This window comes from Microbulbifer sp. CnH-101-G (assembly GCF_052466775.1).
Genome location: NZ_CP174292.1, coordinates 3,474,903 through 3,497,896 on the forward strand (window position 1 = coordinate 3,474,903; position 22,994 = coordinate 3,497,896).

20 protein-coding genes are annotated in these 22,994 nt (G+C 53.6%); 6 read left to right on the forward strand and 14 right to left on the reverse strand.

Annotated elements, in window-relative coordinates; all coding sequences use genetic code 11:
- Nucleotides 1-181: 181 nt before the first annotated feature.
- From parE to ACJJID_RS15380, 6 genes are all read right to left on the reverse strand, one after another.
- Nucleotides 182-2,068: a DNA topoisomerase IV subunit B gene (gene parE / locus ACJJID_RS15355; RefSeq protein ID WP_152455261.1), complete on the reverse strand. Its 1,887-nt coding sequence runs from the start codon at nucleotides 2,066-2,068 to the stop codon at nucleotides 182-184.
- A 12-nt stretch (nucleotides 2,069-2,080) separates the two neighbouring features.
- Nucleotides 2,081-2,704, reverse strand: a complete 624-nt coding sequence (locus ACJJID_RS15360; protein WP_444920234.1) for a YqiA/YcfP family alpha/beta fold hydrolase — start codon at nucleotides 2,702-2,704, stop codon at nucleotides 2,081-2,083.
- A 74-nt stretch (nucleotides 2,705-2,778) separates the two neighbouring features.
- Entirely contained in the window at nucleotides 2,779-3,432 is a 654-nt protein-coding gene (locus ACJJID_RS15365) for a hypothetical protein (RefSeq protein ID WP_444920235.1), read from the reverse strand.
- A 449-nt stretch (nucleotides 3,433-3,881) separates the two neighbouring features.
- Nucleotides 3,882-4,706, reverse strand: coding sequence for a phosphodiesterase (locus ACJJID_RS15370; RefSeq protein ID WP_444920236.1), 825 nt, complete (start codon nucleotides 4,704-4,706; stop codon nucleotides 3,882-3,884).
- 41 nt (nucleotides 4,707-4,747) lie between these two features.
- Entirely contained in the window at nucleotides 4,748-5,269 is a 522-nt protein-coding gene (locus tag ACJJID_RS15375) for a DUF1249 domain-containing protein (RefSeq protein WP_444920237.1), read from the reverse strand.
- A gap of 86 nt (nucleotides 5,270-5,355) precedes the next feature.
- The gene (locus ACJJID_RS15380) at nucleotides 5,356-6,054 is read right to left on the reverse strand and encodes an NUDIX domain-containing protein (protein ID WP_444920238.1); all 699 of its coding nucleotides are present in this window, start codon (nucleotides 6,052-6,054) and stop codon (nucleotides 5,356-5,358) included.
- Nucleotides 6,055-6,170: 116 nt separating this feature from the next.
- Here ACJJID_RS15380 and ACJJID_RS15385 point away from each other — a divergent pair, with 116 nt between their 5' ends.
- Both ACJJID_RS15385 and ACJJID_RS15390 read left to right on the forward strand, forming a co-directional pair.
- Entirely contained in the window at nucleotides 6,171-7,211 is a 1,041-nt protein-coding gene (locus ACJJID_RS15385) for a glycosyltransferase family protein (protein ID WP_444920239.1), read from the forward strand.
- A 38-nt stretch (nucleotides 7,212-7,249) separates the two neighbouring features.
- Nucleotides 7,250-8,305: a glycosyltransferase gene (locus ACJJID_RS15390; RefSeq protein WP_444920240.1), complete on the forward strand. Its 1,056-nt coding sequence runs from the start codon at nucleotides 7,250-7,252 to the stop codon at nucleotides 8,303-8,305.
- A gap of 192 nt (nucleotides 8,306-8,497) precedes the next feature.
- Here the strand turns inward: ACJJID_RS15390 and ACJJID_RS15395 are convergent, their stop codons facing one another.
- The 4 genes from ACJJID_RS15395 to ACJJID_RS15410 are packed head-to-tail and all read right to left on the reverse strand — an operon-like array spanning nucleotide 8,498 to nucleotide 12,773.
- The gene (locus tag ACJJID_RS15395) at nucleotides 8,498-9,046 is read right to left on the reverse strand and encodes a DUF4136 domain-containing protein (RefSeq protein WP_152455273.1); all 549 of its coding nucleotides are present in this window, start codon (nucleotides 9,044-9,046) and stop codon (nucleotides 8,498-8,500) included.
- Between the two features lie 22 nt (nucleotides 9,047-9,068).
- On the reverse strand, nucleotides 9,069-11,453 hold the full coding sequence (locus ACJJID_RS15400; RefSeq protein WP_444920241.1) for an MlaD family protein: 2,385 nt from the start codon (nucleotides 11,451-11,453) through the stop codon (nucleotides 9,069-9,071).
- On the reverse strand, nucleotides 11,446-12,126 hold the full coding sequence (locus ACJJID_RS15405; RefSeq protein WP_444920242.1) for a paraquat-inducible protein A: 681 nt from the start codon (nucleotides 12,124-12,126) through the stop codon (nucleotides 11,446-11,448). Before ACJJID_RS15405 ends, ACJJID_RS15400 begins: the two co-directional genes overlap by 8 nt.
- Entirely contained in the window at nucleotides 12,123-12,773 is a 651-nt protein-coding gene (locus tag ACJJID_RS15410; RefSeq protein ID WP_444920243.1) for a paraquat-inducible protein A, read from the reverse strand. The genes ACJJID_RS15405 and ACJJID_RS15410 overlap by 4 nt, the downstream gene beginning before the upstream one ends.
- Before the next feature lie 355 nt (nucleotides 12,774-13,128).
- Here ACJJID_RS15410 and ACJJID_RS15415 point away from each other — a divergent pair, with 355 nt between their 5' ends.
- Entirely contained in the window at nucleotides 13,129-14,652 is a 1,524-nt protein-coding gene (locus ACJJID_RS15415) for a TolC family outer membrane protein (RefSeq protein ID WP_444920244.1), read from the forward strand.
- A gap of 33 nt (nucleotides 14,653-14,685) precedes the next feature.
- Here ACJJID_RS15415 and waaA read toward each other — a convergent pair whose 3' ends face one another.
- Entirely contained in the window at nucleotides 14,686-15,996 is a 1,311-nt protein-coding gene (waaA, locus tag ACJJID_RS15420; protein WP_444922640.1) for a lipid IV(A) 3-deoxy-D-manno-octulosonic acid transferase, read from the reverse strand.
- Between the two features lie 175 nt (nucleotides 15,997-16,171).
- Here waaA and ACJJID_RS15425 point away from each other — a divergent pair, with 175 nt between their 5' ends.
- On the forward strand, nucleotides 16,172-17,287 hold the full coding sequence (locus ACJJID_RS15425; RefSeq protein WP_444922641.1) for a glycosyltransferase family 4 protein: 1,116 nt from the start codon (nucleotides 16,172-16,174) through the stop codon (nucleotides 17,285-17,287).
- Entirely contained in the window at nucleotides 17,284-17,949 is a 666-nt protein-coding gene (locus ACJJID_RS15430) for a YrbL family protein (RefSeq protein WP_444920245.1), read from the forward strand. Before ACJJID_RS15425 ends, ACJJID_RS15430 begins: the two co-directional genes overlap by 4 nt.
- Here ACJJID_RS15430 and ACJJID_RS15435 read toward each other — a convergent pair.
- On the reverse strand, nucleotides 17,946-18,836 hold the full coding sequence (locus tag ACJJID_RS15435; protein WP_444920246.1) for an ELM1/GtrOC1 family putative glycosyltransferase: 891 nt from the start codon (nucleotides 18,834-18,836) through the stop codon (nucleotides 17,946-17,948). The genes ACJJID_RS15430 and ACJJID_RS15435 overlap by 4 nt on opposite strands.
- A gap of 176 nt (nucleotides 18,837-19,012) precedes the next feature.
- On the opposite strand from ACJJID_RS15435, the gene ACJJID_RS15440 reads away from it, so the two are divergent.
- Nucleotides 19,013-20,344, forward strand: a complete 1,332-nt coding sequence (locus ACJJID_RS15440) for a UDP-glucose dehydrogenase family protein (RefSeq protein WP_444920247.1) — start codon at nucleotides 19,013-19,015, stop codon at nucleotides 20,342-20,344.
- 43 nt (nucleotides 20,345-20,387) lie between these two features.
- On the opposite strand, the gene ACJJID_RS15445 is transcribed toward ACJJID_RS15440, so the two are convergent.
- Both ACJJID_RS15445 and ACJJID_RS15450 read right to left on the reverse strand, forming a co-directional pair.
- Entirely contained in the window at nucleotides 20,388-21,761 is a 1,374-nt protein-coding gene (locus tag ACJJID_RS15445) for an O-antigen ligase family protein (RefSeq protein WP_444920248.1), read from the reverse strand.
- A 254-nt stretch (nucleotides 21,762-22,015) separates the two neighbouring features.
- Nucleotides 22,016-22,978 (reverse strand): branched-chain amino acid transaminase, encoded by a 963-nt coding sequence (locus ACJJID_RS15450; protein WP_444920249.1) that lies wholly within the window; start codon nucleotides 22,976-22,978, stop codon nucleotides 22,016-22,018.
- Nucleotides 22,979-22,994 lie beyond the last annotated feature (16 nt).

Here is a 22,994-nt window from a genome sequence, read left to right on the forward strand (position 1 = left end):
ATGAAAAGAAAACACCCCTACTAGTAACGTTACTAGACGATACCAGTATCACTATTTAAACTTCTTGAAATGGAAGGAATTATTGGGAGTGAGCACATGTACTTCGGCATCCATGCGCAAAGTACATGCTATCTTTAAAAGTGGAAGAACAACATATATTGATATTTTGCGGATCTAAAGATTAACCCACTTCTGCCAAGTTACCCTTACTCTCCAACCACTGCTTGCGGTCCCCGGCGCGCTTCTTGGCCAAGAGCATATCTAACAGCTGATTACTGTCATCACCGGCATCGATATAAAGCTGTACCAGGCGGCGAGTGTTGGGGTCCATGGTGGTTTCACGCAGCTGCAAGGGATTCATTTCACCCAGACCTTTAAAGCGGGTCACCTGAATTTTGCCTTTTTTCTTTTCTGCGCTTATGCGGTCGAGGATGCCCTGCTTCTCTGATTCATCCAGCGCATAGTAAACATCTTTACCGATATCTATGCGGAACAGTGGCGGCATGGCTACATAGACGTGGCCATTGGTTACCAGTGGGCGGAAGTGGCGCAGGAAAAGAGCACAGAGAAGAGTAGCAATATGCAGGCCATCGGAGTCGGCATCGGCAAGGATACAAATCTTGTTGTAGCGCAGTCCTTCCAGGTTGTCGCTACCGGGATCGACACCCAGTGCCACGGCAATATCGTGTACTTCCTGGCTGGCGAGGATCTCAGCGGAATCCACTTCCCAGGTATTCAGGATCTTACCGCGCAGCGGCATGATAGCCTGGAACTCACGATCCCGCGCCTGTTTGGCGGAACCGCCGGCGGAGTCCCCCTCTACCAGGAAAAGCTCGGAGCGGGAGGTATCGGCGCTGGAGCAATCTGCCAGCTTACCCGGCAATGCGGGCCCTTGGGTAACTTTTTTTCGCGCGACTTTTTTGGCAGAGCGCATTCGCTTTTGTGCATTACCAATACACAATTCGGCAAGCTTATCGCCCTCTTCTGTATGCTGGTTCAACCACAGGCTAAAAGCATCCTTGGCCACGCCAGAAATAAATGCGGTGGCTTCACGGGAGGAGAGGCGTTCTTTGGTCTGCCCGGAGAACTGTGGGTCGGCGAGCTTGGCCGAGAGCACGTAAGAGCACTGTCCCCAGATATCCTCAGGGCCCAGCTTAATCCCTCGGGGCAATAAATTACGAATCTCACAGTACTCACGCATGGCGTCGAGCAGGCCCGCGCGCAGACCATTCACGTGAGTACCACCCTGGGCGGTGGGGATCAGGTTTACGTAGGACTCGGCGGTGACCTCACCGCCCTCCGGCAACCATTGTACTGCCCAATCCGCAGCTTCTGTAGAGGCGGCAAAGCTGCCCACAAAAGGTTCGGCCGGCAATACTTCCCAACCTTGATTGGCTGCGGCGAGATAGTCTTTGAGGCCGTCCTCGTAGTACCACTCGTCGGACTCTCCATCCTGCTCATTGATAAAGGTAACCGTCAGGCCGGGACACAATACGGCTTTGGCACGCAGCAGGTGCCGCAGGCGCACTACGGAGAATTTAGCGGAATCGAAATACTTGGGATCGGGCAGGAAGCGCACGCTGGTGCCCGTGGTGCGCTTGGCACAATCGCCGATCACCTCTAGGTCAGAAGCCTTTTCTCCATTTTGGAAGCCGATGCGGTGCACCTTGCCATCCCGTTGGATGGTTACTTCCAGCACTTTGGAAAGTGCGTTCACCACAGAAACACCAACGCCGTGTAAGCCACCAGAAAACTGGTAGTTTTTATTGGAGAACTTACCGCCGGCGTGCAGGGTGGACAGTATCACTTCGACACCGGGGCGCCCCTGTTCCGGGTGTATATCCACCGGCATACCGCGACCGTTATCACTTACCGAGAGCGAATGGTCCTTATGCAGTACTACTTCAATTTTTTTTGCGTGCCCGGCGAGCGCTTCGTCGACACTGTTGTCGATCACTTCCTGGGCCAGATGGTTGGGACGGGTGGTATCTGTATACATGCCCGGGCGCTTTCGCACCGGGTCTAGTCCCGTGAGTACCTCAATATCTTCGGCGGAATAATTGGCCATAATTTTTATAAATTACTGCTGGTTAAATAGAAATTCGACAATGGGATCGCAGTATCGCGCGAAGCCCTGAAAGCTGTGATCACCACCCTCTTCGACAGTTTGACGCTGCCCTTGATAGAAAGACTCCGCATCGCGGTAGTCGAGGGTTTCATCGCCTCGCTGTGCCAAAAGCCAATAGCGGCTGAGCAGCGGGCTGGGTATCTCTGCTTCCAATTGCGCCATGGTATCAACGTCCGCCCCGCTAAGGCGATACTCCTGTGACTCACCGCTATAAGGCTGTAACACCTGACCGACGTAGGACGGCATAAAGCGAGATGGGCGGACCGCGGGGTTAATCAGCACCGCCGGCAAACGATAGCGCTCACCGAGGTAGGTACACCAGAAGCCCCCCATCGAGCTACCGACCAAGCCTATAGGCCCAGTGTTGCCTGAGTCTAGGAAGCCATCCAGCAGGCGCAGCAGTGATTGCTGAGCATTTCCCGGATAGGGAGAGATTTGCGGCGCACAGAAAATGATCTGCGGGTGGTCGGCAGCAAGCCGCTCCCGCATCAGTTGGCATTTAAAGGACTGAGGCGATGAAAGAAAACCGTGCAGATAGATCAACAGCGGTCTTCCGTTGAGATTTTGTGTTTGCATAGTCGGGGATTATAGCGCCCCGCGGCAGCAATGGGGCCTGCCTCCTCACAGATCCCACTGATCACCAATCCCGATTACAACAGGGACCTGTCCAGGCTGGCAAAAGCCCGGCGTATATCCACCCGCATATCGGACCAGAAGGTGACACTGGTGAATCGCTCCAGCCGTCCACCCGGTCCGGACGAGGAACCAAAATTCTCGCCAATATCCCGTCGATCGCGGAAATGCATTACAGCGCTGCCGTTACGATCGTACAGAGTACCTACCATTTCTGCGTAGGCACTCTGCTCTGTATAGACACGCCAGGTCCAGGGAGACGGATCGAGCGGTGCCGCCAGGGAGAAATTTTGCAGTGACAGAGATAGCGTGTAATCGGCCTCCGCCTGATCCGACACCTGCTGTGCATTGCGCGGTTTTAGCAGCTTATCGTTAAAGCTCTGTGCCAACAGAGTGTTTAGTCGCTGTAGATCCCTCTGGTCCAGCTCATAATCTTTTTCCCGATATTGGCGCCTGGGCAGGGAGGAGAATCGCTTAGTGTATTCAATCTGAACCGGTGCGATATAAACCTTAGCACCACTGAGATCCAGGGCGAAAGCCGCGGCGACTTCATCGAGCTGGCTCGGCCGCACTTCCAAACCATCGCTGCGCTCCTGCAGAGCGGGCTGTTGACTGCATGCCGTGATCAGTAAAAGAAATGAGAGGAGTGGTAAAAAAAATAATTTTTGCATTTTTAACTTCCCATTTTCCCGACAGGATATTTATCCGGTGAGAGGCTCCCAACACAACATTTACTACCACTCAATTTCGAGCCTCGGCAATTATAGAAATCAGAATTAAATTCTTAATTGACCGCATCTTTCACCGCCCTTCGCCCATATTGAAAAAACACAGCTTAATACCGGCCCCTCATTGTACGGTGAGACAGTAGGAAAACCAGGGGGCTTTGGTAAAGAAATGCTTTCTTGCGCTTTACTAAAAAGGCGAAAGAAAGGAATGGAATGCACTTGGATAGTATGAATTAGGGATAACGATTACGCATAGGTCCAAGTTATTTTTTCATTATACCGGAAGCAGTGAATTCTTTACTCGAGAACCAATAACAACTTGCAGGAGAGAAGATGAAGAAGCTGTAGTGGAACGGAAGAACCGCTGCGAATGCGCAGCGGTTTGACTTAAATCAATATCCGGATGAGGCGAGATCGACACAATACTTGGAGATAGCCACCCGCTCCACGCCAGTTTCGTAAGTGCCATCGCTAAACAATTCAAACCAGCGGTAACCAGGCATCTCATCGTCTACAGCGAAGGGGCCGCTACCGGGAGTGAACTGCACAGAAGTGGAGGGCGTCGCATGCAGACCGAAATGGCCTCGGTTGCTGTCAAACTGCTGATGTACATGCCCCCAAACCAGGGCTTTTACCTGAGGAGCCTGATCGACCATTTGCAAAAAGGTTTCACAGCCCTCGCGCAGCATATGGCCATCGATCCACTTGCTACCCACAGGTACCGGCTGGTGGTGCATCATAATGATCACCGGATGATCGCGAGTTTCCCACAGAAGTAATTGCAGGCGCTCCAGTTGCGCGCTGTCCAGGCCACCGCAAATCTGTCCTGTTACGCTGGTATCCAACAGCAGTAAGCGCCAATCTCCCAGGGCGACCAAATCAGTACAGCGATTGGGAGCCAGTTTTTTCATTCGGGCACTGACATCGTGGTTGCCGGGCAGCCAGTACCAGGGCATGGGAAGTGTGCGGGTTTTTTCTAGGAATCGGCAGTAGGAAGCCTCAGATCCATTGGCACTGATATCGCCGGTGGCAACCAGGGCTCGGGCGCGGGGTAGCCCACTTCGGAGAGAGGTCAAAACTTCATCGAGGGTGTAGCCGGTATCCAGACCCAACAATTGATAATCGGGCCTGCTGCCGATATGTGGATCTGTGATCTGGATAAGACGGTGCGAAGTCACCCCCGGGGGTGAATCCGACTTGTTGTGCTCGCGAATCACTTGCTCACCTTGTGTTCACATCCATGTGTTCTGCAGCAGAATTAAAATCTCTGGCCATCCAACACCAGTTCAAATTCTGCACGACCATTTGCAAGACAGTACTCCAACCACTCGCCGAGAAAGCGATTGGCCTGGGGTCTCTCATCTGCACGCTGCATACGGGGATTTGGATAGGCGGTATCCACTCCTTTACCACCCACCGGCCCGCGACCATTGGCTTTTATCACCTCCGCCATGCACGCATCGTGGTAGAGGCGTACAGTCAGGTCTGGAGGCTCCAGCCACTGACACTCGTTGAGATTTACCTCCGCCGCCAGAGACACCTCCGTGGTGTATCTGGAGCGCTCCACTACTCTCAACACCAGAGTGCCACCGGGCAGCTGGTAGCGCCAAAGCGCTCTTTGTGAAAGCTCTGGCAACAATTTGGTCAAGCGCAGGTAGTTGGCGTCACAATCGGCATGATAAGACGACAGATCGACTCTATACACCACCCGCCCGTTGCCATTTGGCGACATTTTCGACTGCCTTCGCCGTCGCGTTTTAGCCTCGCCCAGTAGAGCCATTATCAACACTCCAATTCAGTGACCGCCGTGACTCAGCTCTCAATTTGCTCTATACGCAGGTAACAGTGCGCAATGCAAATGACCAGTCAGGCAGTTGGCCTGTGGTTTGTTAGTTTTGCCCGGTTCAATTGCAGCCACTGCATACAAATAATGGTGGCCGAATTATCGATAGGGTTCTCACCTGGAGCATAGTCCCCCGCCATGGTGGCGAGTATCGAGTCTCTGGAAAACACCCGCAGGCGGATATCTTCGTTTTCCTGCTCCAAGCCAAAGTACCCCTCTGCACTGCTCAAGTCCACCAGCGCACAATACAGGTGCAGCCGTTCGGAGCTGCCACCCACACTGGGCATATAACTGTGGATAAAGTGCAACGCCTGTACCTTAAGCCCCGCTTCTTCCAGCACTTCGCGACGGGCTACATCCTCCAGGTCTTCCCCGGCTTCCACCATGCCGGCCACTACTTCCAGGCACCAGGGGCCCGCCGGCCGCTCCAGCGCGCCAATGCGGAACTGCTCGGTAAGCGCAACGAGATCCCGATCAGGATCGTAGAGCAATACCCCCACTGCCGGACCGCGTACAAACAGCTCCCGCGTGAAGATTTCACTCCAGCCACCGCGAAAAAGGCGATGGCGCAGCCGCAGGCGCAACATGGAAAAAAATCCCTTATAGACCGTCTCCCTGGAAACAACTTCTACAGAATCTACGGAAAACTCCGGGGACAAACCCTTTTGACTCTTCATTTTTGACATTAGTTCGCTGACCTTCTGCGCGAGTGGGATCTGCATACTTGGGCACTATATGACCGGGATGCAGCTGTTATACTCTGCGCCCACCGTACCAGCCCCTATAGCAAGCGGCCATACGTATTATCTCCCTGGATTTTTTTAGAGACCGCACCACCATGAGAGTGCTCAATATCGCCTACCAGCAACTGCGCCGTTACGGTAAGACGCGGGTTAGCTGGGCACAGAAACTGACTTTTGGCCTGATCAAAAACGATCACTATACACAGGTGTTCAGCGACCGGGATGTGGCAGCCTTTGAAGCGCCCTTTGGAATCCGCGACTTGGGGGTGAGCAAAGCCAATCGTCGCCTGTTGGAAACGGTTGAAGCATTCGAGCCCGACCTGATCATCGCCGGCCACTGCGACATGATCAGTAACGACACCCTGAAGACTATCAAGCAACAACAGCCCAACTGTCTGATCGCACACTGCAATAACGATCCGCTGTTCGTGCCCAGCAATGTTGAACGTATCAAGCACCGTGCTGAAGTGGCCGATGCTGTCTTTGTCTCCACCGGCCGCCGCGAACTGAGTATTTTTGAGGGGATTAATGCTCGGGTTTACCACATGCCCAACCCGGTCGAGCCCTCCATCGAAAACCTCAATAATGCCGAGCGCACTGATCTGCTTATCGATCTGCTGTTTTGTAGCAACAGCAATAATTTCACCAAGCGCCTGCAAATGGTGAAAAATCTCAAGGATGCCCTGGGAGATTCGCTGAACTTCAAAACCTACGGCAGCTTTGGTGAAGCGCCAGTTTGGGGGAGGGACTACGATCGCGCACTGGCACAAACTAAAATGGGGCTGAACTTTAACCGCCAGGATACCCACTACTGGTATTCCTCAGCGCGTATGGCCCAGCTCGCCGGCAATGGTATTTTGCAGTTCACCAGTGACAAGTTGCACTTCGACGAACTACTGCCTGCAGAGAGCGTGGTTTACTTTTCCGATGAGCAGGACCTGTTGGAAAAAATCCGCGAGTTCCATGGTGATGATGCCAAGCGCCGCGCCTGGGCAGCAAAAGCCCGGGAATTTTTCCACACCGAAATGAACTCAAAACTCTACGCCCAGTACATTGTTGAGGCCACCAGCCTGCAACCCTTTAGTCACGACTACGCCTGGGCGCACGATATCAACCTGGATGGCACGCTGAAATAACGGGCCACTGGAAGAATTACACAGAATACGTTGGATTTATGAGTAACAAGCCAATTCGAGTGGCGCAGGTCCTGGCCGGTGCCGAGCACGGCGGTGCGGAAAATTTTTTCGTGCGCCTGGTAAGCGGATTGAATCCGCGCGCTGAGATTAACGAGAAAGCCTTTATCCGCAACCACGATCACCGCGTGCAGGCGCTGCGCAACAATGGTGTCGAAACCGAAGGTTTTAAGTTTGGCGGCAAACTGGATTTTCTCGGTCGCAGAGTCTACCGCGAGGCACTGAATAACTGGCAGCCGGACATCGTGATGACCTGGATGGGGCGCGCCACCATTATCACCCCCAACTCAAAAAACTACCTATTGGTCAGCCGGCTCGGGCACTATTACAACCTGAAATACTACCGCCACGCGGATTATTGGATCGGTATCAGTAAGGGTATTTGCCAACATATGATCGATGGCGGTATCCCCAGGGAGCGTATTTTTCATATCCCCAATTTTGCCGATGAGACTCCGGTAGAACCCCTACCGCGCAACAGTTTCGATACCCCCGAAGACAAACCCCTGATCCTCGCCGCGGGCCGCCTGCACATCAATAAGGGCTTTGATGTCCTGCTGCACTCCCTGGCGCAGATACCCGACGCCACTCTGTGGCTCGCCGGTACCGGCCCCGAAGAGGCCAACCTGAAAGCGCTGTGCCACAAGCTCGGCCTGGACCAGCGCGTGCGCTTCCTCGGCTGGCGCAACGACGTCACTACCCTGATGCGCACGGCCGATCTGTTTGTATGCCCATCACGGCACGAGGGACTGGGTTCCATCGTAATGGAGTCCTGGGCACATCGCTGCCCGATCGTCGCCACCAATTCCCAGGGGCCCGGCGAAGTGATCAGTGATGGGCACAGCGGACTTATTACTCCCATCGATGATGCCGATGCCCTGGCCAAGGCCGTCCGCTCGGTGCTGGATAACCCAGATTTACGCCAGAGCCTGATTGAGAATGCCGCGGAAGTGTATGCGCAGGGTTATTCGAAGCAATTTATCGTGGACTCCTATATTGAACTCTACGATACCCTGATGAGACGCGGGCGCCCCTAACTCCTATAAAAATTGCAGAAAGCCTTCAAAGTATTTTCACTGCCCAGCCTCTGTAGCCGTGAAAACAAAAAAGGTTAGTAATATTGCTACCAATAACTGGCAGCTCTCTGATATTTGAAGAGCATCGCCGGCCAATGGCCGGCGATGCGGGATGTAAGGTAGGGGAGCTAAAAAAATCGATAATAATTCGGTTCACTGATAGGCTGGTGGCAGATCCCGTAATAATTCACTGACGCCTCGTGAAATCAGGCGTTGACGCTGTTCAACACTATCGGGGCGGGTCAGCAGCTCGCTGGCACTGCCACCCCAAATTGTCACGCCATCAGGGCGACCAATCCCCACACTCATAATCACCAGTGGAGCATCGGTAAGTGGCGGCAATTCCACCACATCTTGCGGTGCGTTGCTGTCAAACTGCTTGTCCCAGCTTGGGTCCCGGGTATCTCCGGAAAAAAACTCATCCACCACAGCCACCTGATAATCCACGACCATATCCGCATCCTGGTCCTGGGCTACCTGACGGTAACCGCGCTGCTGTAATTGGGCCGCCACCGTGCCGCGCATTTCCTCATCCAGCTCCACCAATTGTGCAGAGGCATCCACATCGTTGAGGGGCGTTACTCCCCATTTATAAGTGGAAAAAGCCACCGGCTGGGCCCCCGTATTCACCCGTTCCACTTGCATTTCCTGGCACCCGGCCAAAAACAGCAGTGTCATTAGTCCCATGGTTATGTAACGCATAAATACTCCTTGACTTTATTACTTATTTGACCGGTTCTGCATAGTTATACAGCTCTATCTTAGGACTCCACTTATACCACTTGGGCTCCGCACGTGGATAGAGTGGGAAATGGCTGCCGGATTCCACTTCGAATCCCATAAATGGCGGCTCGGGTGTGGCAAAAGCAATTCCCCCCTTAATCAGGGCCTGAGCAGACTCAGTATTAATGTTGAGACCACTTTTCAGCCCAAAATTCACATCTACACCGCTGGCGTTCCAAAAAACTGTGTACTCGCGCACAAGCGGACGGTATTGCGGTTCGATATGCACATAGATATATACCCGGTCCGCCCACTCTCCCAACTCAAAACCGGTAACCTCCCCAACTTGAACCTGGCGGTAATAGACGGGACTGCCCGCCACCAGAGAGCCTCGCCTGGCGGCATCGAGTATTATCGTCAGACCAGGTCGACTCATGGTTTCGGCAAGGTCCTCTTTCGGGGCCTGTAACTCGGCATAAAATTCTGTTTCCGGGGGCCCTCCACCAGGCTCAAGGGCCAAGTAGCGGCCGGTAATGAGCGTATCCAGATGCTCAACTTTACTAATACCAATTTGTGGCGACACCACCCAGATACGAGTGCCCGCACGGGCAAAGTTGCCACCGCGGTGATAGAGCTTCGCTCTCGCCTGCACCTCACTGAGATCCCTGCCGAGACGCAAACGGGTTATTTCCCCAATTTGTACACCTTTGTAGCGCAATGGGGCCCCGACCTTAAGTCCCTCGGCACTGGGTAAATAAATGTGTATTTCAATGCCCTCCTCCAACGCTGCCTCGCGGCTGCGGTATAAGGGGAACTGGTCGCCATTTTGCACGGGCCCGCCCTTTTCGTGGTCATCGCGCCTCATACCAAATGCGACACCACCGCGCAGTAGCGACATCAGTGAGTCTGCCTGTACCTCGATACCGCTACTGAGGCTCGCACTAGCCCGTAGCCCACTGATATTCCAGAAACGGGTACCCGGCTTAACTAAGTGTGCATAGCGGGGTTCGATCACCACATACACCTCAACGCCTTCGCCATCTCTGCGCAATTCCATTCCCTGCACTTTGCCCACTTCGATACGGCGGAAATAAACGGGAGCCCCCCGCTGCAGTGAGCCCGGGTTGCGGGAGGTAAGACGCAAATGCAGCCCTGGCACCCTGGGGTCCATTTGTGGCGCCGAGGCACGAGCGGAAAAAGTGCGTTGGGAGCGCTGTCCGCGACGCAGCTCTACCTCAATGCGATTGCCCTGAATTAATTCATTCAGGCCACCACTAAAATCAAAGGTGGGCGGCGCCAACCAGAAACGCGTATTTTCACTGAGTAGGTCGTCGGTGGCCGGGTCCATCAGCACCCTGACTTCCATTCCATTCATACTGGCATTGGCTTTAGCACGACTGACCTCCCCCACCTTGATTCCCTGGTAGTAAACCTTGGTACTGCCGGGTGTTACATCGACACCTCGATCAAAATTTAGGGTGACAGAAATTCCCGCATCTGCCGCGGCAAAATTTTTATACAGTTTGAATTCTGTGCCGTTGACCGCCAGTGGCGACTGACGCTGGGATTCCGGCGTGTAAAAACTGACACCACCGGCAAACAAGGCAGCGAGAGATTCCAGGTTAATACTGATACCGCTGATTCCCCCCTCAATTGAAATGCCAGAACTGTTCCAAAAGCGGCTGCCCCGGTGTACCAGATAGGCGTATTCGCGACGGATAAATAATTCGATACCGACTTGGTTGCCGTCTTCATCGAGGCTGTAGTCTGCCACCTGCCCCACGCGCAACTGGCGGTAGTACACCGGCGACCCTCGACTGAGGGAGCCGAGCCTGCGGGACTTGAGCACCACGCGCAGGCCATCGCCACGAACAAATGCTGGCGGGCGATCCAGAGCGACAAATTCCCGTTTGCGTTTGCCACTGCCGGACTCCACGGCGATGTAGTTGCCCGATAGCAGAGTTTCCAATCCGCTGATGCCGGTAATGGACAGCTCCGGTTTCACTACCCAAAACTCGGTGCCCTCGACGAGCAGATACTCGGCACTGCGGTTGAGACTGACTTCCGCCATCACGCCATCGGCACCGTTTAATTCTTTAGCATTGGGAACCAGGCGTACATCTTGAACGACGCCTATATCCACACCAGAATATTTCACCACCGTTTTGCCTTTCACCAGGCCATCGCCGGAGTGAAACAGGATGCTCGCGTGCACATCCCCTTCAGCCATATCCTGGTAAAGCAACCAGGCGGCGATCAAACCGGCCACCAGTGGCAATATCCAAACAAGCGGCAGACCCCGGCTCCTGCGAACCTGCCCGCGCTGGGCGCCCTCATAAGCCCGGGGCTCTATGACTTCATTATCCTCAGGCACATTGTCAGCCATTTTCTGCCGCACTCCTGTGAGCCGTTTCCGGCTCTACCGCGGTTGCATACAGATCTCCATCGTGTGCATCCCATATCAAGCGCGGGTCGAAAGAGCGCGCCGCCAGCATGGTAACCACCACCACCGAGGCAAAAGCGGTGCTACCAGGGCCGGCAGCGACCTGTGCGATAAACCCCATATCCACCAGAGCCGCGAGAATCGAGATCATAAATAGATCCAATAGCGACCAACGCCCGATTCCAGAAACCACCCGATAAATTTTCATCGCCTGGGTCGGCACAAAATGCAATCGCAGCTGAATCTGTACTAATAGCAATATCAACCCCAGTAATTTCATTACCGGCACAGCAATACTGGCCACAAAAACGATTAGGGCAATCCCCCACATACCGCTGTTATAGAGTTGCATCACCCCGCTGATAATTGTGCTGGGTTCCCCGGCACCGAGGTAAATAACACTCATAATCGGCAGGATATTTGCTGGCAGTAACAACAGAGCACCGGTGATTGTCAGCGCCCAGGTAAGCATCAAACTGCCATCAATGCGCCCATAAACACTCGCATCACAGCGAGGGCAGCGGCAACGCCCTCCCCGGGCCGGTAAAATAATCAGCTGATGACAGCTCAGGCAGCTGGTCATTCCCTTTTTAAGCGCTTTCTGCGGAGCACTCATAGCGCTGCCTCGCGCAAGTCACGCCGCAGTGCCATACGTTGCCAAATAGCATTTTGATCGAAGCTGAGGGAGGAGAGGTTGGCCACCAACATCATGGCACCAAAGCAGTAGAGCCCCGGTTCCACATCCATTTTTCCCAGGTCCCTCAATTTGATCAGCGCCACCAGGATGCCCAGCATGTAGACATCCAACATGCCCCACTCCTTGATGTGCTGGTACCACCTCACCGCAAAGGCAACCGCCCGATCCAGGAACTTCCAGGCACTGCCGCAGCAGATAAACAACAGCAGTAGGAACTTCCCCAAGGGTGCCAATACACTGCAAAACAACACCAGGGATGCCAGCCAGATAAAACCCGCTTTGTAGAGGGAGTGAACCCCGTTCAATAGGGTATTATCGGCACCAAAAGAGAAAAGTGAGAATTTGAGTAACGGCAGACTGGCCGAGGGAATAAATAGCAATAGCCCAGTCAGACTCAGGGCAATAGTGTAATAAACGCTGTGATTGCTGTTGCGGTGCAGAGTGCAACGGCATCGCGGACAAACCAGTTTTTGGCCTGGCGGTGCCAAACCGCCGGTCAATAACAGGTCACATTCATGACAGGCACGCTGCCAGGGTATCGGCTTAGTGTTGCGCAGCTGATTCATGTGCCAGAGGTCCTTGCCTTATTCTGCACAATTTTTGCCGCATCCAAATACTTCGATGGCGCGTCTATTGCAATGTAGGGCCATTGCCCTATTCAATGCTGCCCTGATACTGCCAGGCAGTTACCGGTAAACGCACATTCGCGTCGGTTTAACGAAGATATACCAAAAAGCCCAAAGCGTCGCCTCGACGCTTAGACTAGCCGCGGGTACACTCTCGCGACTGCTAATTGGGGAGACTGGCAGCGCCATCAGACAATGCGAGCCAAAGGAACCCACCGAGAATCAGAACTCGAGTGCCGCTCCAAATAACTGACAGAAGCTTGAAGACCGCACCCGCCACAGGAAGTTGAAACAGATGAAAAGAAGTAACCGCAAAGAGCCGCGAGGCCGCCAGTTGCGTCCACTGAAGAAACTAATCGCCGCAACCCTGCTGGGCTTCGGCGCCATGCAGGCCCAGGCCGACACCCTGTGGGATATTTATATGCAGGCGCTGGATAACGACCCCCAGTTAGCCGCAGATCGCGCGGGTTACCACGCAGGAATTGAGGCAAAAAACCAACTGCGCGCGCCGCTGTTGCCGCAGGTGAATGCTCAAATCCAGGCGGCGAGAAATCATGAGTACTATCAGTCAGGTCAAGCAGAACCCTTTGATGAAAATGTAGATGATGTTGAGAATGTTGAACTCATTGATTTTCTTCAAAAAGACACGGGCACCTTTGACGATAGGCTTTACAATGCCACCCTGAGCCAAGCGATATTTGATGCTCCAGCCTGGTTTGGTTATCAACAAGGCAAGAAGCTAACCGAACTGGCCACGGCAGAGTATAGCGCCAACCAGCAGGATATGATGATTCGTGTAGCCACCGCCTACTTCGATGTGTTGCGGGCTTACGATGTGCTGGAGGCGGCCGTCTCTGAAGAAAAGGCTCTGGCCAAGCAGCTGGAGCAGACCCAGCAGCGCTTCGAGGTGGGGTTGACGGCAATTACCGATGTGTATGACTCCCAGGCTGCCTACGACAGCTCCGTAGCGCGACGCCTCACCGCCCAGGACAGCCTGCTCAGTAATTTCGATGCCCTCTCTGTGCTTACAGGCGGTTATCACGATGAAGTTGCGCCGCTGGTGGAGAGCTTCCAGGTGGCTCCGCCGGTGCCAGCGGACCGCGCCGACTGGGTCGATTTCGCGCTGGCCAATAACTTCACCTTAAAAGCCGCACGCCTGAATGCCGAGGCAGCCCGTTACAGCGCCCGCTCGGCCGCGAGTCAGCATCTGCCTACGCTTACTGGTGCCGTCTCATATAACAAAGCCACCTCAGAAGGTGACCAAACAAGGAGGGCAACTTTTGAAGGAGAATTTCGAGGCCGAAACCGAAGTACAACATTCCCTCGCGATCAGGATTTCCGAGATACCACCGTATCAATTACCTTAGATATCCCCATCTACACCGGCGGTCTGCTCAGTGCCAATCGCCGCGAGGCGCGCAACCTATCCTTCCAGGCCCAGGATCTGCGCAACCTCACCGAGCGCAATACTATCCAGACCACCCGTACCCTGCATCGATTGGTTGTGACCGATGTCTCCCGTGTATCGGCTCGGCAACAGGCGGTGGTTTCCGCCAAGAGCGCCCTGGAAGCAACCCAGGCGGGCTATGAAGTGGGCACGCGAAATATCGTCGATGTATTGCTGGCCCAGCGCACCCTCTTCCAGGCGGAAACGGATTATGCCAATGCCCTTTACGACTACATTCTAAATACTCTCAATCTCAAGCAAGTATCCGGACTGCTGTCGCCCAAAGACTTGCAGGAGTTGGACGCTATGCTGAACCCGGCACTGCATGTATCCCGCGTTGCCGAAGCCGGCGCCGCCGCTCCTTCCAAGTAGGTTTTACTGGCCAGTGAGTGGATTCAAATCCACTCACTGGCCTTCCAAACCAGGCATCAAGCCTTCGATTTCATCCAACAGACGCTGCAATGCACCGCTGTTTTCCTGTGCGACATCCCTGCCGCGCTGGCCTGCAGAGATACGTTTCTGATCATTTTCCAACCACTCATGCAACTGAGCAGCTAAAGCGGCTGCATCCTCGGCAATTTCCATACCACCTGCTTCTTTCAATAGCTGGGAAACGGTGGCGAAGTTATGCAGGAAAGGCCCGCACACAACAGGAACTCCCCAGGCCGCCGGTTCAATCATATTGTGCCCGCCAACGGGAACCAGGCTGCCACCCACAAAGGCCACATCACAGGCACCAAAGAAGCGCAGCAATTCTCCCATGGTATCCCCCAGGAGTATTTGATCGCGGGCTGACGGCGCCCGCCCCTCACTGCGCCTGGTCACTCTAAGGCCCCGTTCCTGGCAGAGTCGCGCGACACCCTCAAAACGCTGGGGGTGCCGGGGGACCAATACCAGAAGTAAATCTGCAAAAGTTTTGACCAGCACTTTGTAGGCATCCAGGATAATTTCATCCTCACCGGCGTGAGTACTGGCCGCCAGCCACACCTTACGCCCCTTTGCCCGCTCCTTTGCGCCACGCCACTGGTGAGCTAGAACCTGAGCCTCACTGGCCAGCCCCAGATCAATATTCAGGTCAAACTTAATATTGCCACTGGCCTGCACTCGCTGTGACGGCAAGCCTAAATCAATAAATCGCTGGGCATCCACGTCATACTGGGCGACAACCCTATCCAGGTTGGCCAGCATCGACCGGGTAAGCCTCGGTAGCTTGCCGTAGCCCCGGGCAGATTTCTCACTGAGCCGGGCATTGGCTAGCAACGTGGGAATATTGTGTTTTTTGCAGAGATAAAGAAGGTTCGGCCACAGTTCAGTTTCCACAATCACCAGCATATTTGGGCGCAAAGCCTGCAAAAATGGAGTCAGGCACTCAGGAAGATCATAGGGCAGGTAGTAGTGCAGCAAGCGTCCACCAAGAATGGGGCGCAACGCCTCGGTCACCCGCTCCGAGCCAGTAGGGGTACTCGTTGTCACCAACCACTGCCAATGGGGATGGCGAGCCGCCAGCTGGGCAATCACCGGTATCGCCGCCAGTGTTTCACCCACAGAAACTGAGTGTACCCAGAGCAACGGTGTGCGGCTGAGGCGTTCCGGCACTTTTCCCAGTCGCTCTCCAAGGCGCTGCCGATACTCGGGCTGGCTGCGACCGCGCCACCAGAGGCGCAGCAAAACAAATGGAATCGCCGCTCGAAAAATAAAGGTATACAGAACTCGCATCGACAAAAAGGGCTTCACAAGAAGTAAACAAATGCTGGTAGGCTGTACCACCAACTGTACTGGATTAGGCTTCACTGCATATAATGAGTCTTCTGCCAGGAAACCAAGGCCTGGTCATCATATCATTGGCAGAACATTTTCTTCTTGGTTACTCGGAGCTGGTCACTTGAAAGTTGTGCAACTACTGCCCGCCTTGAACTCGGGCGGAGTTGAGCGCGGAACCGTGGATTTTGCCCGTGCACTGGTCCGAGCAGGACATCAATCCATCGTCATTTCCAATGGTGGCCGGATGGTGGAGCAGCTGCAGCGCGAAGGCTCGCAGCATATCACCCTACCAATCCACAAAAAGTCCCTGACCAGCCTGTTACAGGTACGCCCTCTGCGTAGACTGTTACACGAACTAAACGCGGACATTCTGCATGTTCGCTCCCGAGTGCCGGCCTGGCTTACCTACCTGGCCTGGAAGAAAATGCCTGAGGAAAGCCGTCCCAGACTACTGAGCACCGCACATGGGCTCTACTCCACCAACCGCTACAGTGCGATCATGGCGAAAACCGAGCAGGTTATCGCCATCTCCAAATGCGTAAACGATTACCTGCAGGAGAACTACCCCAAGGATCTGCAAAGGCCCCCTCAGATTGTCTACCGGGGGGTGGATACCACCGAGTTTCACCCAGAGATAAACCTTCCGGCTGATTGGATGGAACTGACATGCAGCGAGTTTCCACAACTCCAGGGAAAGCGCTGGCTGCTACTGCCGGGGCGCTTGACCCGCTGGAAAGGTCAGGAAGATTTTATTGAGCTGATTGCCAAGCTCGCTCCCCTAAATCCCCAAATTCATGGAGTAATCCTCGGTGGTAGCGAAGCGAATAAGGTCCATTACGAACAAGAGCTAAAAGAGAAAGTGCAAAAACTGGGGATTGGGGATCACATCAGTTTTGTTGGGCACCGCTCTGATATCCGCTACTGGTATAAGCAGTCCACTCTGGTTTTCAATCTCTCGCAGCGCCCGGAGCCATTTGGGCGCACGGTGATCGAAGCGGCTGCGATAGGCACACCGATTATCGGTTATGACATCGGTGGCCCAGCCGAGTCCCTACAAGCCTGTTTCCCACAGGGGCTGGTGAATAAAGGGGACCAGCAAATGCTCCTCGAGCGCACATTGGAATTGCTGGAGGCCCCCCTGCTAAAACCTCATCTCACCGAAGAATTTACCTTAGCGCGACAGGCTGCCCATACCATGGAAATCTATCGCACAATGCTCGACAGCAGAAAGGGTGCGGCACAATGATAGATTTGAATGACCGTGAGCCATTCGCCAGTGGGGGCAACCGCTTTTGCTATCAGCATCCACAAGACTCCCTCTTATGTGTCAAAGTGATGCGCCCAGGACGCACACAGATACTGTTGGATAGGGCCCCCTGGTATAAACGATGGCGCGGCCTGGACAGCTTTGACGATAACCTGCGCGAGCAGGAGGGTTATAGTCAAAGAGCATTGCAACGGGAGCGAGCCGGTCTATGGCAACACCTACCTCGCTGGTATGGCATTCAGCAGACCAGTCTCGGGCCAGCTGCTGTCACAGATATGGTTTTAGATGAGAGCGGGGCTCCAGCCCCCACTCTACGCCAGTACTTAAACAAACACGGCCTGGATGAAGAAGTGCGCACGGCACTGCAGGAATTTGCCAGCTGGTTACTAGAATACGAAGTACTGACCAAAAACCTGATCGCTCACAACTTGGTTTTACGTCGAGAAAATGGGCGTTTACAGATCTACCTGATCGATGGTTTAGGTTGTGCCTCTTTCCTGCCGCTGCCGCGATTTTCCCGCTTTTTTGCTAGACGCTATATCCACCGTCGTATCCAGCGTATGTGGCTTCGAGTGGAGTGGGAGGTTTCCGATAAAAAGGTACCCTGGAGAAAATTTGAGGCGCGCGGCCTGAAAGGCTAATTTGCCAAAAGTCCGCAGCGACGCAATAGTGCCCTGGCACACAGAAGGTACTGGTCCAAAGGCTGACGCTGTGGCTGGGCCAGCACTTCTTCCAGGTGTTCGCTGACTATTCCCTGATCGATCAGCCTTTGCACCGCGGCACGGACCTTATTGGACTTACCAAGGCTAGGAACCCGGATCACCCCTACCCGTGCGCGACTCTGCAGCGACTCAAACAACATGGAAACACTGTCTTCACTCACCCAGATTTGCTCAGCTGTCGCCATCTGCTCCTGAACCCAACCGGGGGGGCATGAGTGCCAGTCGATAAGACTGGCATTATCTCCAGACAGTTCTTCCAGTGTGCCCCCTGGTGTTCGGCGGCTGTTAGAAATCTGCCACTCCAGGGGCTGGCTCAATAGTGGCGTGATCTGGGTGCGAATCGACTGAATATCCCAAGAATAATGCTTGCTCGGACCACCGAGAAGGATCAATCCTCTTCCAACCTGTGGAACAATATCGGGCAGCGGTTCGGTCAGAGCGCCCTGACTTAGAATAATATTCTCCAGCGGCGGCGGTCGATCATGCTCGGGCACAATCGCAAAATCAAACCAGCGGAACGGCAACTGTGGGCGGTTGATCGACACAATACGCCCACCAAAACGGTGGCGCGCAGCCAACATCGGTAGGCGACTTTTGCGCCCGGTGCCAATAAGGAAATCCGGTTTGGGCAGCTGGTTGAGCTCCTGTGCACGCCCCAGGAAGATGCGCGAGGCACTCAACTCTGCCGGGACATCAAAACTCTTTACCTGCCCGGCAAAACTTTTATCCAGGCCACGAACCAACGCCGCACTTTGTTTCTCATGCGCCCGGTTACCATCGAGAAAACGCCAAACCCTGAGCTGCAAAGCCAGTTAACCCCATTCTTAAAAGCCCGTAAGCATAACTTATTGCCCACCTGGCTACGAACAAGAGACATGAGATATGCCGAATACCCACCAGGGCAGGGTAGCAATATCTGATACACTTGCGCGCATGATTTTTGGGCAGCAAAGCCCCTCCAGCGACAGGTAATGGGATACTCATGAATGTAACGGTATTTGGCAGCGGTTACGTGGGACTAGTTCAAGCCGCAGTTTTGGCTGAAGTTGGCCACAATATTTTGTGCATTGATATTGATGAGAAGAAAGTCGAAGATCTGAAAAAAGGGGTTATTCCCATCTATGAACCCGGCTTATCCCCACTGATAGAACGCAACCTGAAAAATGGCACCCTAAATTTCAGTACTGATGCGTCACAGGGCGTTGAGCACGGAGAAGTCATATTCATCGCAGTCGGCACCCCCCCCGATGAGGATGGCTCGGCCGACCTTCGCCATGTGCTCGCGGTGGCCGGATCTATCGCCACTTATATGAGCAGCCCTAAAGTAATCGTCAATAAATCTACGGTTCCCGTTGGCACCGCAGATTTGGTAAGCCAGGCAATTACTGATCGGCTGGCTGAACGCAACGCCGAAGACATCGCCTTCGACGTGGTGTCAAATCCCGAGTTTCTCAAAGAGGGCTCCGCGGTCAGCGACTGTATGCGACCGGACCGCATCATTATTGGCACCCGCAGCGCCCCCGCAGAAAATGCCCTGCGCCAGCTCTATGCGCCATTCAACCGCAACCATGAAAAAATCATCACCATGGATGTTCGCAGTGCGGAACTGGCCAAGTACGCAGCCAATTGCATGTTGGCCACCAAGATCAGCTTTATGAATGAGATGGCACAAATTGCCGACCATGTGGGCGCTGATATCGAACAGGTGCGCCAGGGTATTGGCTCCGACCCTCGCATTGGCTACCAATTTATCTACGCGGGCATCGGTTACGGTGGCTCATGCTTCCCCAAAGATGTAAAAGCACTGATAGCGACGGCAACCCAAAAGGGCGTATCCCCCAGCATCCTGAATGCTGTGGAGGAGCGTAACCAAACCCAGAAGAGCTACCTGCTACAAAAAATCACCAAACATTTTGGTGAGGATTTGAAAGGGAAAACCTTTGCCTTGTGGGGACTTGCCTTTAAACCCAACACCGACGACATGCGCGAAGCGCCCAGCCGTACCTTAATGGAGCAGCTCTGGCAGCTCGGCGCAAAGGTTCAGGCCTTCGATCCTCAGGCAATGGAGGAGTGTCAACGGATATACGGTGTACGCGAAGATATGCAACTCTGTGGTACCAAAGAGGTTGCGCTATCTGGAGCGGATGCCCTGATTATCGCTACCGAGTGGCAACAATTTAAAGCCATTGATGCTAAGGCCGTTATTAATGCGTTGAACAATCCAGTTATTTTTGATGGCCGCAACCTCTATGAGCCCCAGTATATGAGCGAGGGTGGGATCGAGTATTATTGTGTAGGGCGCCCCAAAGGATAAGTCGCCCTTGCCCCACTGAGGGGGGACTCCCCCCCCCTCATATTCACTCACTAACAGCCCGGCCCTGCTCAGGAGTGCTCTTGCTTCGAAAAATATGAGTAGCAATCCCCGCAACTACAATGCCAAATATAAAATGTCCGCTGGAATAGAAAAGATAAGATTCGAAACAATTAGCAATCAGCCAAAGAATCATAAAACCAATATAAAAAAGGAAGAAATCCCCCGGTAAAAAGCCCTTACGCCAGCTTTTATAAGCTGCCAAGAATAACCAACAATTAAACGCTCCCCACACCAAGGCCCCTAGAAACCCATAATTCACGAGCAGGTCAAGATAACTGTTGTGCAGATGCCCGATAGAGTTTCTAAATTCCGGTGGCATATCCTGCAGGTTTTGAATAACAAGACGCCGACCTTTACCGCCCCAACCGAGCAATGGGCGTTCAGCTATCCAATTAACCGCAGCATGCCAGCTGTGTATCCTGACACCGATACTGGAATAGGGAATGGATTCAAGGTTACCTGAGAGCAAGGCATCAACTGTACTCCTCTCTAATCCAAGGCGCTTGATCACCACATCCCCAACTTTCACCCAAAGGGCGATAATAGCTACACCGATAACCGCCCCCCAAGACAGCAAGCGCAACCAAATGCCTTTACCCGGCTTGCGAAAAACTACCACTACGTAAACTATTAGTAGCGCAAACAGAGATATCGCTATAGCAAACCAAATCGCACGAGTCTGTGAATAAAGCACGGCCAGAGCACATAAACCAACAGCAACGGCCCAGGCTAAACTTGGAACAGATAACACTCCTGAATAGTTAAATATTCGCTTTGAAAAAACAGCCAATCCGAGCAGCGCAACACCAAAGATAATTGCCGTATGCTGGGCATTATGAAAGCCAAATTCGACCCGCTGCCCCATGGCTCCGTATGCCCACTCAGAAAATCCTCCTCCCGCAATCCAGGGAGCCAAAAGTATGGCGATTAAAGCCGTCAACCAGAGAATTAAAGTGTTGCGAGTACTGCCTCCCAGCCAACAGGCAATAGCAGCAAATAAAAACCACTGCCCCAGGCGGTGAAGCTTTGGCGAGGATTCGGCCCAGATAGGATGTTCCACCAGCATGCCAACCCAGGATAACACCTGCACTAATAAGGAAGCAGCGAAAAACCAGCCGACTGGTGAGTTCAGCCAATGTCTTCCGCGGGTGAAAAGCACCCAGAAAGTAAGAACAACTAAAAGTTTTTTAGCAGTATCTGCATAGTCGCTGGCTAATGGAAATAATGCCGCATAAAGGAGCAGCAAAGCTCCTCCGAGCATCTGTAGTCTGACTGACACATCGATCAACGCATTGCGTTGCCAAAACTGAGAGACAATACTTTTCCAGTCCTTCGCGAGGTTTTTAGTTGGTAACACCAATGACTCCCATGGCCCTGAATGACTCATTAAATCGGTATCCCATCAAGCAGGGTCAAAGATTGAACTCACCATTCAATGCTTTCGATTCACATTAAACCTGCGATGGGCGGACACCCACAGAATACAGAGGGATAATTAACTTGGGCATTCTACGAGAACAGCGGGCAGGGTACTACTTTCCCCTGGAGAAGAATTGGGGAGGGCTCTTAGGGCCCTCCTATCTGAAATAGGTTAAACCCGGACCTTATAGTCTAGGCAACGGCAATGTGGCTACCATTTTGCAAACCGGCATCATCCACATCACTCAACCAGCCCCGGTGTGCTGTGCTGCGGCCATGTACCACATCGAAATAAAGCCCCTGCAAGCGGCCAGTGATTGGACCGCGGCGACCACTGCCGATGGATCGGCCATCGAGCATGCTAATGGGTAGCACCTCTGCGGCGGTGCCGGTAAAAAAGGCCTCATCGGCGATATAGACTTCATCCCGGGTAATACGTTTTTCCACCACCCGATAGCCACACTCCCTGGCCAGCTCGATCACGGTGTCGCGGGTGATGCCATCCAGGCAGGAGGTCAGCTCTGGGGTATAAATAGTCCCGTCCCTGACGATAAAGAAATTCTCCCCACTGCCCTCGGCCACATAGCCCTCTGGGTCGAGCAGCAGCGCCTCTTCACAACCGTTGCGTATCGCCTCCTGCAGGGCCAGCATCGAGTTGATGTAATTACCGTTGGCCTTGGCCTTGCACATACTGATATTCACGTGGTGACGGGTATAAGAGGACGTATTTACCTTGATACCACGTTCCAATGCCTCTGGGCTCATATAGCTGGGCCACTCCCAGGAGGCAACGATTATATGGGTAGTTAGCCCCTCTGCGCGCAGCCCCATCCCTTCAGAGCCGTAAAATACCATTGGGCGCAAGTAGGCGTGCTGGAGGCTGTTTTCCCTTACCACAAGACGCTGAGCTTCATTCAGCTCATCCGCATCGTAGGGCATGGGGATATTCATGATCTTCGCAGAGCGGAATAAACGGCGGGTGTGGTCCTGAAGGCGAAAGATACTGGCTCCGCGATCGGTCTCATAAGCGCGCACCCCCTCAAAGACTCCCATTCCGTAATGTAGGGTATGAGTCAAAACATGCACGCGGGCATCCCGCCAAGGAACCAATTCACCATCAAACCAGATAACGCCGTCGCGGTCGGCAAAAGACATGGGGCAACTCCTACAA

What these genes read in the sequence shown, in the direction of transcription:
- parE (WP_152455261.1), bottom strand. Translation starts at nt 2,068, where the DNA reads ATGGCCAATTATTCCGCCGAAGATATTGAGGTACTCACGGGACTAGAC.
- ACJJID_RS15360 (WP_444920234.1), bottom strand. Translation starts at nt 2,704, where the DNA reads ATGCAAACACAAAATCTCAACGGAAGACCGCTGTTGATCTATCTGCAC.
- ACJJID_RS15365 (WP_444920235.1), bottom strand. Translation starts at nt 3,432, where the DNA reads ATGCAAAAATTATTTTTTTTACCACTCCTCTCATTTCTTTTACTGATC.
- ACJJID_RS15375 (WP_444920237.1), bottom strand. Translation starts at nt 5,269, where the DNA reads ATGGCTCTACTGGGCGAGGCTAAAACGCGACGGCGAAGGCAGTCGAAA.
- ACJJID_RS15380 (WP_444920238.1), bottom strand. Translation starts at nt 6,054, where the DNA reads ATGCAGATCCCACTCGCGCAGAAGGTCAGCGAACTAATGTCAAAAATG.
- ACJJID_RS15385 (WP_444920239.1), top strand. Translation starts at nt 6,171, where the DNA reads ATGAGAGTGCTCAATATCGCCTACCAGCAACTGCGCCGTTACGGTAAG.
- ACJJID_RS15390 (WP_444920240.1), top strand. Translation starts at nt 7,250, where the DNA reads ATGAGTAACAAGCCAATTCGAGTGGCGCAGGTCCTGGCCGGTGCCGAG.
- ACJJID_RS15395 (WP_152455273.1), bottom strand. Translation starts at nt 9,046, where the DNA reads ATGCGTTACATAACCATGGGACTAATGACACTGCTGTTTTTGGCCGGG.
- ACJJID_RS15400 (WP_444920241.1), bottom strand. Translation starts at nt 11,453, where the DNA reads ATGGCTGACAATGTGCCTGAGGATAATGAAGTCATAGAGCCCCGGGCT.
- ACJJID_RS15405 (WP_444920242.1), bottom strand. Translation starts at nt 12,126, where the DNA reads ATGAGTGCTCCGCAGAAAGCGCTTAAAAAGGGAATGACCAGCTGCCTG.
- ACJJID_RS15410 (WP_444920243.1), bottom strand. Translation starts at nt 12,773, where the DNA reads ATGAATCAGCTGCGCAACACTAAGCCGATACCCTGGCAGCGTGCCTGT.
- ACJJID_RS15415 (WP_444920244.1), top strand. Translation starts at nt 13,129, where the DNA reads ATGAAAAGAAGTAACCGCAAAGAGCCGCGAGGCCGCCAGTTGCGTCCA.
- waaA (WP_444922640.1), bottom strand. Translation starts at nt 15,996, where the DNA reads ATGCGAGTTCTGTATACCTTTATTTTTCGAGCGGCGATTCCATTTGTT.
- ACJJID_RS15430 (WP_444920245.1), top strand. Translation starts at nt 17,284, where the DNA reads ATGATAGATTTGAATGACCGTGAGCCATTCGCCAGTGGGGGCAACCGC.
- ACJJID_RS15440 (WP_444920247.1), top strand. Translation starts at nt 19,013, where the DNA reads ATGAATGTAACGGTATTTGGCAGCGGTTACGTGGGACTAGTTCAAGCC.
- ACJJID_RS15450 (WP_444920249.1), bottom strand. Translation starts at nt 22,978, where the DNA reads ATGTCTTTTGCCGACCGCGACGGCGTTATCTGGTTTGATGGTGAATTG.